The sequence below is a fragment of the Candidatus Symbiopectobacterium sp. 'North America' genome (assembly GCF_015762685.1).
Lineage (GTDB): Bacteria > Pseudomonadota > Gammaproteobacteria > Enterobacterales > Enterobacteriaceae > Symbiopectobacterium.
Window position 1 is genome coordinate 1 of the sequence record NZ_PEHF01000088.1, and the last position, 14,767, is coordinate 14,767.

The 14,767-nt window shown below is 50.3% G+C and carries 12 protein-coding genes and 3 pseudogenes; 10 read left to right on the plus strand and 5 right to left on the minus strand.

Annotated elements, in window-relative coordinates:
- The first annotated feature begins 204 nt into the window (after positions 1–204).
- The 7 genes and pseudogenes from CS369_RS18940 to CS369_RS18970 all read left to right on the plus strand — a co-directional run bounded on the left by CS369_RS18940 (position 205) and on the right by CS369_RS18970 (position 7,297).
- Positions 205–771: a DNA-3-methyladenine glycosylase I gene (locus tag CS369_RS18940; protein ID WP_196908280.1), complete on the plus strand. Its 567-nt coding sequence runs from the start codon at positions 205–207 to the stop codon at positions 769–771.
- A gap of 20 nt (positions 772–791) precedes the next feature.
- A complete protein-coding gene (locus CS369_RS18945) occupies positions 792–1,166 on the plus strand; it encodes an N-acetyltransferase (RefSeq protein ID WP_374191086.1) in 375 nt (124 codons plus the stop codon).
- Between the two features lie 153 nt (positions 1,167–1,319).
- Positions 1,320–2,258: a dihydrodipicolinate synthase family protein gene (locus CS369_RS18950; RefSeq protein WP_196908281.1), complete on the plus strand. Its 939-nt coding sequence runs from the start codon at positions 1,320–1,322 to the stop codon at positions 2,256–2,258.
- Positions 2,259–2,261: 3 nt separating this feature from the next.
- A pseudogene (locus tag CS369_RS18955) lies at positions 2,262–3,194 on the plus strand (acetaldehyde dehydrogenase (acetylating)).
- Between the two features lie 25 nt (positions 3,195–3,219).
- Positions 3,220–4,248 (plus strand): 4-hydroxy-2-oxovalerate aldolase, encoded by a 1,029-nt coding sequence (gene dmpG, locus CS369_RS18960; RefSeq protein WP_196908282.1) that lies wholly within the window; start codon positions 3,220–3,222, stop codon positions 4,246–4,248.
- 27 nt (positions 4,249–4,275) lie between these two features.
- Entirely contained in the window at positions 4,276–5,934 is a 1,659-nt protein-coding gene (gene ilvD, locus CS369_RS18965) for a dihydroxy-acid dehydratase (protein ID WP_196908283.1), read from the plus strand.
- Between the two features lie 166 nt (positions 5,935–6,100).
- Positions 6,101–7,297, plus strand: a complete 1,197-nt coding sequence (locus CS369_RS18970) for an MFS transporter (RefSeq protein ID WP_244665106.1) — start codon at positions 6,101–6,103, stop codon at positions 7,295–7,297.
- 158 nt (positions 7,298–7,455) lie between these two features.
- Here CS369_RS18970 and CS369_RS18975 read toward each other — a convergent pair whose 3' ends face one another.
- Both CS369_RS18975 and CS369_RS18980 read right to left on the minus strand, forming a co-directional pair.
- Complete coding sequence (locus CS369_RS18975; RefSeq protein ID WP_196908284.1) at positions 7,456–8,007, minus strand: IclR family transcriptional regulator; 552 nt, start codon at positions 8,005–8,007, stop codon at positions 7,456–7,458.
- The gene (locus tag CS369_RS18980; RefSeq protein WP_196908285.1) at positions 8,000–8,218 is read right to left on the minus strand and encodes a hypothetical protein; all 219 of its coding nucleotides are present in this window, start codon (positions 8,216–8,218) and stop codon (positions 8,000–8,002) included. The genes CS369_RS18975 and CS369_RS18980 overlap by 8 nt, the downstream gene beginning before the upstream one ends.
- 268 nt (positions 8,219–8,486) lie before the next feature.
- Here CS369_RS18980 and CS369_RS18985 point away from each other — a divergent pair, with 268 nt between their 5' ends.
- The gene (locus tag CS369_RS18985) at positions 8,487–9,500 is read left to right on the plus strand and encodes an ADP-ribosylglycohydrolase family protein (RefSeq protein ID WP_196908286.1); all 1,014 of its coding nucleotides are present in this window, start codon (positions 8,487–8,489) and stop codon (positions 9,498–9,500) included.
- A gap of 45 nt (positions 9,501–9,545) precedes the next feature.
- Here the strand turns inward: CS369_RS18985 and CS369_RS18990 are convergent, their stop codons facing one another.
- Positions 9,546–10,289, minus strand: a complete 744-nt coding sequence (locus CS369_RS18990) for a GntR family transcriptional regulator (RefSeq protein WP_196908287.1) — start codon at positions 10,287–10,289, stop codon at positions 9,546–9,548.
- 166 nt (positions 10,290–10,455) lie between these two features.
- Between CS369_RS18990 and ghrB the strand changes: the two are divergent.
- A pseudogene (ghrB, locus tag CS369_RS18995) lies at positions 10,456–11,412 on the plus strand (glyoxylate/hydroxypyruvate reductase GhrB).
- A gap of 45 nt (positions 11,413–11,457) precedes the next feature.
- Here ghrB and CS369_RS19000 read toward each other — a convergent pair.
- Positions 11,458–12,168: a PhoPQ-activated protein PqaA family protein gene (locus tag CS369_RS19000; RefSeq protein WP_244665107.1), complete on the minus strand. Its 711-nt coding sequence runs from the start codon at positions 12,166–12,168 to the stop codon at positions 11,458–11,460.
- A complete protein-coding gene (locus tag CS369_RS19005) occupies positions 12,059–12,796 on the minus strand; it encodes a PhoPQ-activated protein PqaA family protein (RefSeq protein ID WP_374191087.1) in 738 nt (245 codons plus the stop codon). The genes CS369_RS19000 and CS369_RS19005 overlap by 110 nt, the downstream gene beginning before the upstream one ends.
- Before the next feature lie 586 nt (positions 12,797–13,382).
- Between CS369_RS19005 and CS369_RS19010 the strand changes: the two are divergent.
- Positions 13,383–14,641 (plus strand): annotated as a pseudogene (locus CS369_RS19010) (valine--pyruvate transaminase).
- Positions 14,642–14,767 lie beyond the last annotated feature (126 nt).

Here is a 14,767-nt window from a genome sequence, read left to right on the forward strand (position 1 = left end):
GATGTTCCATTACGGCAGGTTAAACATGGGGTTATAAGTCTCCCACCATGATCGGGGAAGACCCTTGCATATACAGTTAAATTTTGCCATGATCGTAATTGGACCGCGCTTATCTTTAGCAACATCATGATGAAATGACAACTTGATGAAACTGCAATAGCCTGCGCTTATTACAGAAGCGCCACACGCAACAGGAACGCGACCATGAACCGATGCGCATGGGTCACCCAAGACCCGCTTTACCTCGATTATCACGATATGGAATGGGGCAAACCGTGCAAAGAGAGCGTCAAACTGTTCGAACTGCTCTGTCTTGAAGGACAGCAGGCCGGTTTGTCATGGATAACGGTATTAAAAAAGCGGGAAAACTACTGGGCAAGCTTTCATCAGTTTGACCCGAAACGGGTGGCAAGCATGACGCAGGAAGACGTCGAGCGCTTGTTACAAGACAGTGACATTATCCGCCATCGCGGCAAAATTGAAGCCATTATCACCAACGCGCGCGTCTGGTGTGACATGGAAGCACAGGGCGAGTCTTTTTCCGATTTTATCTGGTCTTTCGTTAACCATACGCCGCTGGTCAACAGCCCCACCACGCTGTCCGATGTGCCCGCCAAAACCGCCGTTTCCGATGCCATGTCGAAAGCACTGAAAAAACGCGGCTTCAAGTTTATCGGCTCAACCATCTGCTACGCCTTTATGCAAGCCGCTGGTTTGGTCAATGATCACACAACCGACTGCTTCTGCTATCAAGAGGCCTCGCGTGATTAGGGACTACCGGCCAGAGAATCTTGCCCTCCTTCTCCCCCCTGTGGCTGGAAAGCACTACCCGATCGCACCCGTTCATCAACCCAACCTATTGGCAGGAAAGCGAACCGCTGGTGCGCGAACTGTATATCCCTAACGCGGAAACCTGGGTTTATGAGGTTGAAGGCGCGATCGTCGGTTTCATCAGCGTGATGGAACAACGTTTTGTTGGCGCACTGTTTGTCCATCATCGCTGGCATAGCAAAGGCGTGGGCGTCGCGCTGAGTCTGGAAGTGTATGAACAAAACCTGCGCGCGTGTGCCTTTTACCAGAAACTGGGTTTCTCTCCGGTAAAACGTACGTTCCCCGCAGAAACCAATGCCCCCGCGCAGATTATGCAATGGGAAAAAATGGCCTGACGATGTCAGGCTAGCCTTATACCCCCCTCAATAACCTGCCCTGCCTACCAATAGGCCATCGTACCCACTCTCTGTTCCACGCGTAATTAGTGATAACGATCGCGTTTCATCAACTCTGTGGTTGAATCACTCACCCTTTGAGTGGTTTATTATATGGAACCATTATTCAATATAGTGAATAGAATAAAAACAGATCGGATTAAGGGCGTTATCCCTCCCCTTCCCACGTTGACGGATGCTGAGGGGAACCTCGACAAGCAAGCAATGGGCAGGTTGCTCGATCGGGTGATTAACGCTGGCGTACACGGCGTGCTGGCACTGGGCACATGCGGCGAATTTTGTGCCCTGCGCCGGGAAACCCGTCAGGATACCGCAGAATTTGTGGTTGACCATATCAATGGTCGCGTGCCAGTGATCCTCGGTATCGGCGGCACCTGCAACGACGATGTCCTGTATTTCGGGCAACATGCAGCGCGCTGTGGCGCGGATGCCATATTGGTCATCAATCCTTATTACGCACCGCTCAGCGCAGAGAGCCTTTTTCGCTTTTACCAAACCGTGGCGGAAAATCTCGCACTGCCGATCATGATTTATAACTTTCCGCAGCTGACGGGGTACACAATTTCTGCCGATATGGTGCGTCGTTTGGCGCAGCAATTCCCGTCGATCATCGGCATTAAAAATACCATTAATAATATCAGCCACATTCGGGAATTGATGAATCAGGTTAAACCTCACCGCCCGGACTTCCTGATTTTTGCCGGTTACGATGAATACCTGTTAGACACGCTGATATTAGAAGGTGATGGCGGCTTTCCGGCGAGTGCCAATTTCTCCCCAGACGTTACCGTTAAACTCTATGAGCATTTTTGCGCAGAAAACTATTCAGCGGTATTTCAACAGAGACGTGAATTATCGCGGCTGACGCAACTTTTTTCTATTAACGCCCCCTTGCCTGATTTACTCAAACATCTGTTAGCAATGACGAGAATGTATACGCCTGACGGCAGCGCCAATAAAACAAATAGGCTTTCTCCGGAACATATTGCGGAATTAAAAGACCTTCTGCCATTACATGAAGAAAAGAAATAAACCATGGGAAGTGAAAAGATCCAGGCCGCCATTATTGGTTCAGGAAATATTGGCACTGACTTGATGTTCAAAATAATGAAAAACAGCCAATACCGGAGTATGGGAGCGATGATCGGTATCGATCCTGCCTCAGACGGTTTGGCCCGCTCTGCGCGGCTGGGCGTGCCGGTTTCTGCCGAGGGTATCGACGGATTGCTGGCATTGCCCCATTTCCAGGACATTAAAATCGTTTTCGACGCCACTTCAGCCAAATCACATCTGGTACACAACGAGAAGCTGCAACCGTTCGGCATAAAGGTGATCGACCTGACTCCAGCAGCCATCGGCCCGTATGTGGTCCCGTCCATTAATCTGGAACAGGAAAGTGATGCGACCAACATCAACATGGTCACCTGCGGCGGGCAGGCAACCATTCCTATCGTCAATGCGGTGGCACAGGTCACTGACGTTTACTATGCCGAAATTGTTGCCAGTATCGCCAGCAAGTCTGCGGGCCCTGGCACCCGTGCCAATATTGACGAATTTACCGAAACCACGTCTGCCGCCATTATTAACGTCGGCAAGGCGCGCGCCGGAAAAGCCATCATTATTCTCAACCCGGCGTCACCGCCTATCATGATGCGTGACACCGTCTTTACCTATTCCGCCACTGTCTAACCCGAAAAAATCGAGGCCAGCATTCACAGCATGGTGCAAAAAGTCAGCCGCTATGTGCCGGGCTATCGCCTGAAACAGGCGGTGCAATTTGATGTTATCAATGAGGACAATCCGCTTTTTATCGATGGGGAAAAATACACGACAGGGTTAAAAACATCGGTATTTATCGAAGTAGAAGGGGCTGCCCACTATTTACCCGCTTATGCCGGCAACCTGGATATTATGACCTCCGCCGCTTTAGCCTGCGGCGATCATTTTGCCAAGAATCTGAAAAATTAATCCTCAGCGATAAAAGAGAATGATGATGAATAATAAAAAAATCTACATATCGGACGTAACATTACGCGACGGCTCCCACTCCGTAAAACATCAGTATACGCAACAGCAGGTTCAACAAATTGCCAGCGTGCTGGACAAGGCACATGTGGATTCCATTGAGATCGCCCACGGTGACGGGCTGGCAGGATCAAGTTTTAACTATGGTTTCAGCCGCTGCGCTGATACCGAAATGATCGCCGCCGCCGCTGAGGTTGTCACTCACAGTAAAATTGCCACCTTGCTGATCCCCGGCGTCGGCACCATTCATGATTTACAAGCCGCCTATGATGCAGGCGCACGCGTGGTACGTGTCGCCACCCACTGCACCGAGGCAGATATTTCACGGCAACATATTGAATTCGCGCGCAACCTCGGCATGGACACCGTCGGTTTTCTGATGATGAGCCACATGATTACTCCGCAGGAGCTGGCTGAACAGGCGAAAAAAATGGAGAGCTACGGCGCGAACTGCATCTACGTCGTGGATTCCAGCTGTGCCATGCTGATGCAGGATATTCGCGATCGCTTCCGTGCGCTGAAAGCCACCCTGAACAGCGATACCCAGACGGGCATGCACGCACACAACAACCTTTCTGTCAGTATCGCCAACTCACTGACCGCCATTGAAGAGGGCTGCGATCGGGTAGATACCAGCCTGGCGGGCATGGGTGCCGGCGCGGGAAATAAGCCCACCGAAGTGTTTATCGGTTGCTTGGAAAAACAGGGCTGGCAGCACGGTTGTCAGTTGGACACGTTGATCAACGGTGCTGACGATGTGGTGCGCCCGTTGCAACACCGTCCGGTACGCGTCGATCGCGAAACCTTATCGCTCGGACTCGCCGGGGTGTATTCCAGCTTTTTGCTGCACGCCGAACGTGCATCGCAAAAATACGGCATCAGCACCATGGATATATTAATGGAGCTCGGAAAAAGAAAAATGGTCGGCGGTCAGGAAGACATGATTGTCGATGTTGCATTGGATTTAAAAAACGCCAACACCAAGCAAGCACAATAATACTGATGATTATATGAGGTTTTAATTATGCGAAGCCAAAAAATATTAGGAAGCCTTGAGTGGGGTTTTAACCGTAGCGTATTTAAAAGCATCGGTTATTCTGATGAAGATCTGAAAAGACCTGTCATTGGTATCGCCAACTCCTGGAATGAACTGGTGCCCGGCCATTTCAATCTGCGTCAGGTCGGTGAATCGGTGAAAAAAGGTATCCACATGGCGGGCGGCACCGCCGTGGAATTTGGCCTGATTGCCGCCTGTGACGGCACGGCACAGGGCCATAAGGGTATGCACTACATCCTGCCTTCACGGGATATGATCGCCAACGATATCGAGATCATGGTGGAAGCCTATCAGTTGGATGCCATCGTAATGCTCGGCTCTTGCGACAAAATTGTTCCCGCGATGCTGATGGCCGCAGCACACCTGAATATTCCCGCCATCATTCTGCCCGGTGGCCCAATGCTGGGCGGAGAAGTATTCGACGGACGCAAATCGGACCTGACTACCATGTCCGAATCGTTGGGCATGCTGAAAGCAGGCAAAATCACCGAAGACGTTTGCCATCGGCTAGAAAACACCTGCGGTTCCTGCTCATTCCTCGGCACGGCTAACACCATGTGTAGCCTGTCGGAAGCCATCGGCATGACATTACCCAATGGCGCACTGATGCCTGCGGTTTATTCCGAACGCCTGCGGCTGGGTGAAAGCACCGGTTTTGCCATTATGAACATGGTGAAAAACAACGTTACCGCCCGCGACATTATCACCATCGATGCGATTAAAAACGCCATTAGGGTGTTGATGGCAATCGGTGGCTCCACCAATGCCGTTCTGCACCTTTCCGCATTGGCACATGAGCTTGATATCTCTGCTGAAACCATGATGGATCTGTATGAAGAACTGAGCGACAGCACTCCGCAAATCGTCAAGGTGAATCCGGAGGCGAAGTTCGATATGGAAGATTTCCATCGTGCAGGCGGCATACCACAAGTGATGCATGAAATTAGTGGCTTGCTGGAAAAAGGCGCGCTCACCGTCACCGGGCAAACCGTGGGAGAAAACCTGGCGGCAATGAACCTGCTGTATCAGCCTAACCGTGACATCATCAAACCCCTGGAAACGCCCTTTGCCCCTCAGGGTGGGATCGCCATTCTCAAAGGCAATATTGCACCGAAAAGCGGGGTGACCAAACCGGCTGCCATTTTGCCTGAAATGCACCATTTCACCGGAAAAGCCGTCTGTTTTGACAGTGAAGATGCCGCCGAGGAAGCCATTCTTGCCGGACAGATTAAACCCGGCGACGTGCTGGTTATTCGCTATGAAGGCCCCAAAGGCGGCCCCGGCATGCGTGAAATGTTCAAAGCGATGAAATACCTGTATGGCATGGGGCTGACCAGTAACACCGCCATCATTACCGATGGTCGTTTCTCCGGCACCAATAATGGCTGCTTTGTTGGTCATATTTCGCCAGAAGTGGCGGAAGGCGGCCCCATTGCCGCACTGCGTGATGGCGACGTGATTACTATTGATATTCCTAACAAAACGATACACGCCCATTTGACCGATGAAGAAATCGCTCAGCGGTTACAACAATGGCATGCGCCCAAACGTAAATTCACCAAGGGTACTTTGGGCATTTACTCACAATTAGCCAGCTCGGCACATGAGAGTGCCGTTTTGAAATAACCAGATTGTCATTATTGATGACATTACACCCGTAATAATTTGCGTGGTAGGAATATGGCCTCACTCACCGTGAGGCCTAGGGAAGGAATGAATAACGCACGCCGTTTTAATTATGACGGGAATACACGCTGTACCTACCAATTAATAATAATAGCAGGTCTATAGTATGGAAAATACTAATCCAGCAGTAGCTTACAATCAGGTTGACGCAACAATACCCAACGCCAGATGGTGGCATATTATTCCTGCCACCATATTAGTTTATATCGTCGCATTTATGGATCGCACCAATATCGGGATCGCCATTGCCGGCGGTATGGATAAAGATCTAGGTATTACTTCCTCGGTCGCCGGAGCCGCTGCGGGTATCTTCTTTTTCGGCTATCTCTTTTTGCAAATTCCTGGCGGCCACTTTGCAGAAAAAGCCAGCGCCAAGAAATTTATCGCCTGGACCATCGTGTTTTGGGGTGGACTGGCCATGGTATCGGGTTTGGTACAAAACACCTGGCAACTGATGACGGTACGCTTCTTCTTCGGCGTAGCGGAAGGCGGGGTTTATCCTGCCATTCTTGCGTTGATCGGCCACTGGTTCCCTAATAAAGAGCAAGCGCGCGCCATTGCATTTTTCCAGATGAACATGGCGATTGCCGTGATCATCACCAGCCCGATTTTCGGCTGGCTTATTCAGAACTATGACTGGCGCGTGATGTTTATCGTTGAAGGTCTGGTCTCCCTGGCACTGCTGTTTATCTGGCTGCCGCTGGTCGCCGATCACCCGAAAGATGCCAAATGGCTTTCTGCGCAAGAACGAGAGTGGATTGAAACCGAACTGCGCAACGATGCGGAAGAAAATAAACGCAATCAAGGCGCGCTGTCTAAAGGTGACTATAAAGACCTTTACCGTAGCCTGAACCTGTGGCGCATGGTGGCAATTTACTTCTTTATGTCAGCAGGCTTTTACGGTTTCTCACTGTGGATGCCCACGCTTATCAGCGAGCTCACCAAATCCACCATGACGGTCGTCGGTTTACTGACCACCGTGCCCTTTATCTTTACCATCATCGGCCAGTATATTTTCGCCAAGCTGTGCGACGCCACCATGAACCGTCGGCTCTTTACCGCACTGTCATTCTTTGGCATTGCGATCTCACTGGCCCTTTCTGTGGTGTTGAAAGAAAACGTCTGGCTTTCCTACGGCATGCTAGTGTGCGGCGGCTTCTTCCTGAACGCGTGGGCGGGCCCGTACTGGTCAATGCCTACCCAGCTGTTCCAAACGGAAGCGTTAGGTGGCGCCCGCGGCACCATCAAAGCCATAGGGAGTCTAGTCTGGGTGGATTCTGTGGTCCCTACCTGGTGGGCCTGATTTCGCTGTATTTGGGCAGCAAAATGGGCGTATTAACGCGGTCGTTTCGCTGATTATTGCCGCACTGCTGACATTATCGCTGCCAAAAGTGACAGCCAATAAATAATTAGTCTGGATAGAAAAAAAGAGCGTTGCTGGCATCGCTCTTTTTTTATTTTTTACTCATAGAGCTTGCGGCTGATTTTTTGGCAGGCTTCACGTAATTGATGAATGATTTCCTCATGCCGTGTTTCGGGAATTTGAAAAGTGACGCCCGTGACGCTCACACCAGCAATAATATCGTGATGACCGTCGAATATAGGCATAGCAATACAAAATATGCCCAGATCACCTTCTTCACGATCGAAGGCATAGCCTGTTTTTCTGATCTCTTGCAGCTCTTTTTTCAGGGCGGTTTTTGTTGGAATGGTCATCGGGGTGAAAATTTCCAGATTCTCTTCCGGCAACAAGCGATCCAACTCTTCATCACTTAACTGAAAAATCAGCGCCTTACTCAACCCGGAACTGTGTAGCGACAACTTTTCCCCCACTACGCTTTTTATGCTAATCAGTTGATTACTTTCTATTTTATCCAGGTAGATCGGACTATCGCCATCGAGTAAGCCCAAATGACATGTCAAATTAAGTTGGTTCACCAGGTCGGACAGCAGGGCGTGAGCTACAGATTTAACGTTAAAATTCTGAATGGCCGCACTGCCATATTCATACATTTTCAAACCCAGGTGATATTTGTTTTTTTCGAATTTTACCAGACGGTGCGTAACCAGCGATGACAACATCAGGGAGAGGCTGCTTTTCGGCAAGGATAATGCATTGTGTATTGTGTATTTCGGTAAAGGTTGCCACATTCCGTGTTGAAAGATAATCAAGCAGCAAAATCATTTTATCGATAGCCGGCACTTTTGTTTTCGCATTATTCATGTTTGCTCCTGGTTTACACCCTGTTTAACCCCGACATCAACATTATAACTGATTGATATTTAATATGACATTGTCTGTTCGTCAGATTTCATGCTGCAACAATTCTGCACCTATCCTAGCGTATTGCGTTAACAACACCACACGACTCGAACACACGAATGGTATCCTGTTACGTAGGATTTTTGTTCAAAGACACGGACAATGGTATTAGATTAGTGCCACCAATGCACCACCCGCGTTACTTATAACAACAATCAGAGTACAGCTTATGCCATCAAAATTAGAGAGTCATATCGCCGGGGCGTTATATGGGCAAATGCTAGGGGATGCGATGGGAATGCCATCGGAGCTGTGGCCACGAGCACGCATCAAAGCGCATTTTGGGTGGATAGATCGCTTTCTGCCGGGTCCTGCGAATAATATCGCCGCCTGCTATTTCACGGCAGCTCAATACACCGATGACACTTCCATGGCGCTGGCACTTGCCGATGCACTGATTGAATGTGAGGGTGACGTTGTGCCTGAAGTCATTGGTAACCACATCCTCACTTGGGCGCTACAGTTTGGTGCCTTTGAGAAAAATATTCTCGGCCCCAGTTCTAAAGCGGCGCTTTTTGCCCTCAAACAGGGTGCCGATATCAGCACGCTGGAAAATAACGGCATCACCAATGGTGCGGCGATGCGCGTTTCTCCACTAGGCTGTCTGCTGCCACCCATGCCATTATCCGATTTCATTGATGCCGTGGCGCTCGCGTCTAGCCCTACTCATAAATCAGACATTGCGGTGGCTGGCGCTACCGTTATTGCCTGGGCGATATCTCAGGGTATTGCGGAAAAAAGCTGGTCGGATATTCGGGCGACATTACCCGCAGTGACACAAGCCGCGCAGGAAAAACGCGTAACCACCTACAGTCCAGCCTTGTCCGCGCGTCTGCAACTGGCATTGGAAACCGTGCAGAATGCACCCGACGAAGACACCGCGTTAGAGCAAATTTATCAACGGATTGGCACTGGAACGGAGATCATCCAATCCGTGCCCGCCGCCATTGCGATGGTGGAGTTGGCGCACACCGAGCCGAACCGCTGTGCCATTCTGTGCGCTAATCTGGGTGGCGATACTGATACCATCGGTGCCATGGCAACGGCGATCTGTGGTGCACTCCACGGTATCGAAAGCATTGATCCGGATTTCAAACGGCAGTTGGATGAGGTCAACGCGCTGGACATCGACGTCTACAGTTCCGCGTTAGCTCAGCTGCGTCAGCGTCGCATGGCGGTTTAAACAGCAGCGCGAGTGATAATGACATCCATCCGATTGAGGCAGATACTAATCCTCTGAATAGAAGACATACATATCAGCACGGCAGTAGTTGATGCTGTAATCAAGCGGATGCTGATTGGTATCAAACGCCAGCGATTTCACCACCAAAACCGGTAGCGTTGCTGGCGTGTTCACACACTGGATAAACTCCTGTGACGGCGACTGCGCCGATACCCAGTTGCGGGTTCTGACAGGCGCAATGCCCTGGCTACGGAAATACGCATAGAGTGAAATATCGATCTGTTCGACGTCGGCAATCAGGTGCAGGGGCACATAGTTCTCTTCAACGGAGACGGGCTCACCGTCAATGTCACGCACGCGTTTGAGAAGGTAGACGTCGCAGCCCGCAGAGAGCTGCAAATGCTCTGCAATTTCCGCTCGACAAGGAACCCGCGTTTTACTGATCCACAGCGTGCCCGGCGTTTTTCCTGTTGCCACCACCTGTTGAGAGAAACCCATTGCCGGTTTGAGGCGATACTCAAGTTGGTGATTAACGTAGGTGCCGTAACCGCGACCGCGCACCACGATCTCCTGCTCGGCCAGCAGTTCCAGCGCTTTGCGCACCGTGATGCGGGAAATCCCAAGCGCCAGAACAAAATCACGCTCGCTGGGAAGAAAATCTCCGCGCTGAATCTCCCTGTTCTGCACCGCCAGTTGCACCACATCAGCGAACTTTACATACAGGGGAAGTTTATCCGGCTCCGCCATCCGAGTACGCAACCGCTCGACCAGCCAAGTATTTACGCCCATTACGCTCCGTCTATGTCGTACCGAGTGAGCGGAAATCATAACTTTTTTCAGCTCAGGCATCTTTTTTTTCTCAATTTCATTTAACTTTCGATGAGCACTTGCAGTCTCCAGCCGCCTACGCGATGATGCAGTGAGGTTTTTTTTCCTTTAACTTCCGTAGGTTGTGATGAAACCGAGTGTGATTTTGTACAAAAGTATCCCCGCCGATTTGTACAAACGCCTGGAACAACATTTTACCGTCACCGAATTTGATGGGCTGCCCCCAGCGGGACACCCTGCGCTGACGCAGGCTGAAGGTATCATCGGTTCCGGCGGTAAAGTCGATCGCGCCTTTCTGGCGCAGACCCCGCGTCTGCGTGCAGTATCGACCATTTCCGTCGGCTACGACACCTTTGACGTTGAAGCATTAACCGAAAAGGCCATTCCGCTCATGCACACGCCAACGGTATTGACCGAAACCGTGGCGGACACCGTTTTCGCATTGATCCTGTCAAGCGCCCGTCGTGTGGTCGAAGTGGCTGAACGCGTCAAAGCTGGCGAGTGGAAAAGCGGCAGCGACTGCTTCGGTATTGACGTACACCATAAAACAATCGGAATCCTTAGTATGGGCCGTATTGGTCTGGCCGTGGCGCAACGTGCCCATTTCGGTTTCAGCATGGAAGTGTTGTACAACGCGCTACGCCATCATGCCGAAGCCGAAACGCGTTTTAACGCACGCTACTGCGATTTGGATACCTTACTGGCAGAGTCCGATTTTCTCTGCGTTACCCTGCCGTTGACCGAAGAAACACGTCATCTGATCAGCCATGAACAACTGGCGAAAATGAAATCCAGCGCCATTCTGATCAACATCAGTCGCGGTGCGGTGGTAGATGAGGCCGCATTAGTCTAGGCCCTCAGCAACTGTACTATCCATGCTGCCGGCCTGGATGTGTTCGTTCAGGAACCGTTTCCGGTTGACTCCCCGCTGCTGAAGCTACCCAATGTCGTTGCGTTGCCGCATATCGGTTCTGCCACTCACGAAACGCGTTACGGCATGGCCGCCTGCGCGGTTGATAATCTGATCGCAGCGCTCACTGGCGACGTTAAAGAAAACTGCGTCAACCCGCAGGTGCTTAAATAGCCTGTTGCGCGCCAACCCGGTTCTGTTGGCGCGCTTATTACCCTTTTAAGGTGCTGTTTCACCGAGCCCACGACCAGGCAGTGTCTTGCAAAAGTTACCGTTGACTGGCGGTGCCGCCGTCGGGAAAACATCATCAGGCGTCACGTATACCCGGCTGGTCGCGACAAAGCCGTCCTTGAACGTAGCTTCCACAAAGGTCGCTTGCCAGCCAGTATGCTGTGAATTCAACGCCAGGTTTACCGGCCCGTTGCTAGGAAGCGTCACAGTTGTGCCCTGATAGTGAACATCACAGGCATAGCGGAAATCCCGTGCTTCAGGGTTATTTGCCGTCCAGCGTTTCACCGTGACAGGTTTTTCAGAAAAAGTGACACTCAGCGCATCGTCTTTGAGTGTGGCAGTGAGTTGCGGCAACGGCTTATTTTTAAGAAACCGATTTACAAAGGTAATCAACGTGCGTTCAACGTATTTTAAAATACCGTTATGGTTGGTATTGGGAACCACGCGCAGAGATTTCACTCCCGGCAGCGCGTCATAATAAAAACGTGCATCATCAGGCGCATAAAAATCATCACCGCTGGCATTGACGATATATTTTGCTTTATTGAATTGTGCAGATTGGCCCGCAGCTAAATATTGCATTAGATCTTCAATTTTCATCAACGCCTGAAATTCTGGGGTATTGATGGTTTTGTCTACACCTTGCTGATAGTAAGGACAAAAAGCGATGGGCCAATTGCCACCGTAAGAGCGATACATATGCGTTAGCGCAGTGCGCGTATCCAGCAAGTCGATAACAATACGGCACTACAGCATCGACATCAGGATCAGTAATAAAGGCCAACCAGGATGTCCAACCCCATTTGGATGCGCCTGTCACAATAAACCGAGTAATACCCTGTGCTTTTAATTCTTGCTTCGCCACTCTAATCGCCTGTGACACCGCCGTCGCCATAGGAATATGCACGGAAGCCCGCGTTCTTAGCGGCGGATTATCCATGAATAATGACCAACTTCGTGCAACATTATCATCCTCTTTCAACGGTTTATTATCCGCACCGTAAGTAAGATATTGGTTCGGTATATTACTTACAGAGATAACACCCGCTTTGGTTGTGCGGGCAATAGAGGCCAGCATATCCGGGCTGAATTCGTTATGCACATTGGCTTTGATAACACCGTTCAGGTAATTGGTGCCGTTGTTGACAACCATCAGCGCATGCAGTGATTTAATCGGGTGGGCAGGGAGATAGATATCAACGTTGTGTTGCCATTGCGCGGGTTGCACCAATCCGCCGGGTGACCAGGATTGAGAAATCATGCGGTATTTCTTCACTCTGACGTCAGCCTGAATATCATCACCCTCGTAATGATAATCCATCGGCATCGCCGTCAAATCTTCACGATAACACTAGATGACCCGCGTTAAATCAGTGTCCTTATCATCATGGCATCCCATTTCCAATGCGTTGACTTGAGATAAAAACCCCATAAAAAATAAGAAAAAAATAAAAGTGAAGTTATCAATCTTCATTTATTGTCCTTATTAATGAACTGAGGTTTGATAGTGTATCCGTACGATATTAAATGAACGAGTAAGTAGAATGCGTATTTTAATTTCCAGCAGTTTACTTCACCTTTGTATATAGATCTAACACCTGTTATTTTTTGTCTCTGTATTTGAAACTTTTCAGCAACGCGGTAGCATCACCCATTATTGTATCCCTTTATACCCTAAATAATTCGAGTTGCAGGAAGGCGGCAAGCGAACGAATCCCGATGAGCTTACTTAGGTAAGTGATTCGGGTGAGAGAACGCAGCCAACGCATCTGCAACTTGAAGTATGGCGGGTATAGCGCATTGTCGAACAAAAGACCATCCGTTAGCGGCCGACAAGTGGGTTACCATTGCAGCCACCGGCGGCAAGCGCTATGTTCTTTGTTAACGTTGACATTACTTTTAAGCGATACATGATGAACTTTTCTCTTTTCGGCAACAAATTCACCCGCCACGTTGGCATCACCCAATTGATGGATGACCTGAACGATGGGTTACGCACGCCAGGTGCTATCATGCTGGGCGGCGGCAACCCCGCACACATCCCGGCAATGGATACCTACTTTCAGCAACTGTGCCAGGAGATGTTGAGTGCCGTTACCTTGACCGAAGCATTGTGCAATTACGATGGCCCACAAGAGAAAGACACGCTTCTCACCAACCTGTCAGCCTTACTTCAGCAGACGTTTGGTTGGGATATTGGGCCGCAAAACATTGTTCTGACCAACGGCAGCCAAAGCGCCTTCTTTTACCTGTTCAACCTGTTTGCAGGCCGTTATGAGGGGGAGCATCGCGCAAAGTGCTGTTCCCGCTCGCCCCTGAATACATCGGTTATGCCGATTCCGGGTTGGATGAAGAGATGTTTGTTTCCGTGCGCCCACAGATCGAATTACTGCCCGAAGGCCAATTCAAATACCACGTCGATTTCGATAATTTAACCATCGGTGATGATATCGGGATGATTTGTGTATCACGCCCGACCAACCCTACCAGCAACGTGTTAACCGATGAAGAGCTGGTTCATCTCGACGAACTGGCTCAGCAGCACAGCATTCCGTTGGTGATCGACAACGCCTATGGCGTACCTTTCCCCGGGATCATCTTCAGCGACGCCACGCCGCTGTGGAATGCCAACACTATTCTTTGCATGAGCCTGTCCAAACTCGGACTGCCAGGGTCGCGTTGCGGCATCATCGTTGGCAATTAACAGGTTATCTCTGCCATCAGCAACATGAACGGCATTGTCAGCCTATCACCGGGCTCTATCGGCCCTGCGATCGCGAACGAAATGATTGTGCGCGGCGATTTGCTGCGTTTATCCAACGACGTTGTGCGTCCGTTTTATCAACAGCGCGTTACGGAAACCATCGCCACGATCCTCCGCTACCTATCACCAGAACGTTGCCTAATCCATAAACCGGAGGGGGCGATTTTTCTGTGGCTGTGGTTCAAGGATCTGCCGATCTCAACGAAAACGCTCTACCAACGGTTGAAAAAACGCGGCGTATTGATGGTACCCGGCCACTACTTATTCCCCGGTTTGGCAGAAGACTGGCCCCATGCTCACCAGTGTTTACGCATGAACTATGTGCCTGAACCCGAGAAGATCGAACAGGGCATTGCGATTCTGGCGCAGGAAGTGGAACTGGCGTTGAGCGAGAGGGATGCCGCCTGATTCACATCAGAACAAACGCAATAGCGATGCCGACAGCGTCTTCTTCCTGAAGGCGCTGTCATAAAAAATCTATGGTCACCCCCGTTTTTGCAACACTGATTTTCGATTGATGTTGGGCTTGCTTAA

What these genes read in the sequence shown, in the direction of transcription:
- CS369_RS18950 (WP_196908281.1), top strand. Translation starts at nt 1,320, where the DNA reads ATGGAACCATTATTCAATATAGTGAATAGAATAAAAACAGATCGGATT.
- CS369_RS18985 (WP_196908286.1), top strand. Translation starts at nt 8,487, where the DNA reads ATGCCATCAAAATTAGAGAGTCATATCGCCGGGGCGTTATATGGGCAA.
- CS369_RS19000 (WP_244665107.1), bottom strand. Translation starts at nt 12,168, where the DNA reads ATGTATCGCTCTTACGGTGGCAATTGGCCCATCGCTTTTTGTCCTTAC.
- CS369_RS18975 (WP_196908284.1), bottom strand. Translation starts at nt 8,007, where the DNA reads ATGTATGAATATGGCAGTGCGGCCATTCAGAATTTTAACGTTAAATCT.
- CS369_RS18940 (WP_196908280.1), top strand. Translation starts at nt 205, where the DNA reads ATGAACCGATGCGCATGGGTCACCCAAGACCCGCTTTACCTCGATTAT.
- CS369_RS19005 (WP_374191087.1), bottom strand. Translation starts at nt 12,796, where the DNA reads ATGCCGATGGATTATCATTACGAGGGTGATGATATTCAGGCTGACGTC.
- CS369_RS18990 (WP_196908287.1), bottom strand. Translation starts at nt 10,289, where the DNA reads ATGGGCGTAAATACTTGGCTGGTCGAGCGGTTGCGTACTCGGATGGCG.
- CS369_RS18970 (WP_244665106.1), top strand. Translation starts at nt 6,101, where the DNA reads ATGGAAAATACTAATCCAGCAGTAGCTTACAATCAGGTTGACGCAACA.
- dmpG (WP_196908282.1), top strand. Translation starts at nt 3,220, where the DNA reads ATGAATAATAAAAAAATCTACATATCGGACGTAACATTACGCGACGGC.
- CS369_RS18980 (WP_196908285.1), bottom strand. Translation starts at nt 8,218, where the DNA reads ATGAATAATGCGAAAACAAAAGTGCCGGCTATCGATAAAATGATTTTG.
- ilvD (WP_196908283.1), top strand. Translation starts at nt 4,276, where the DNA reads ATGCGAAGCCAAAAAATATTAGGAAGCCTTGAGTGGGGTTTTAACCGT.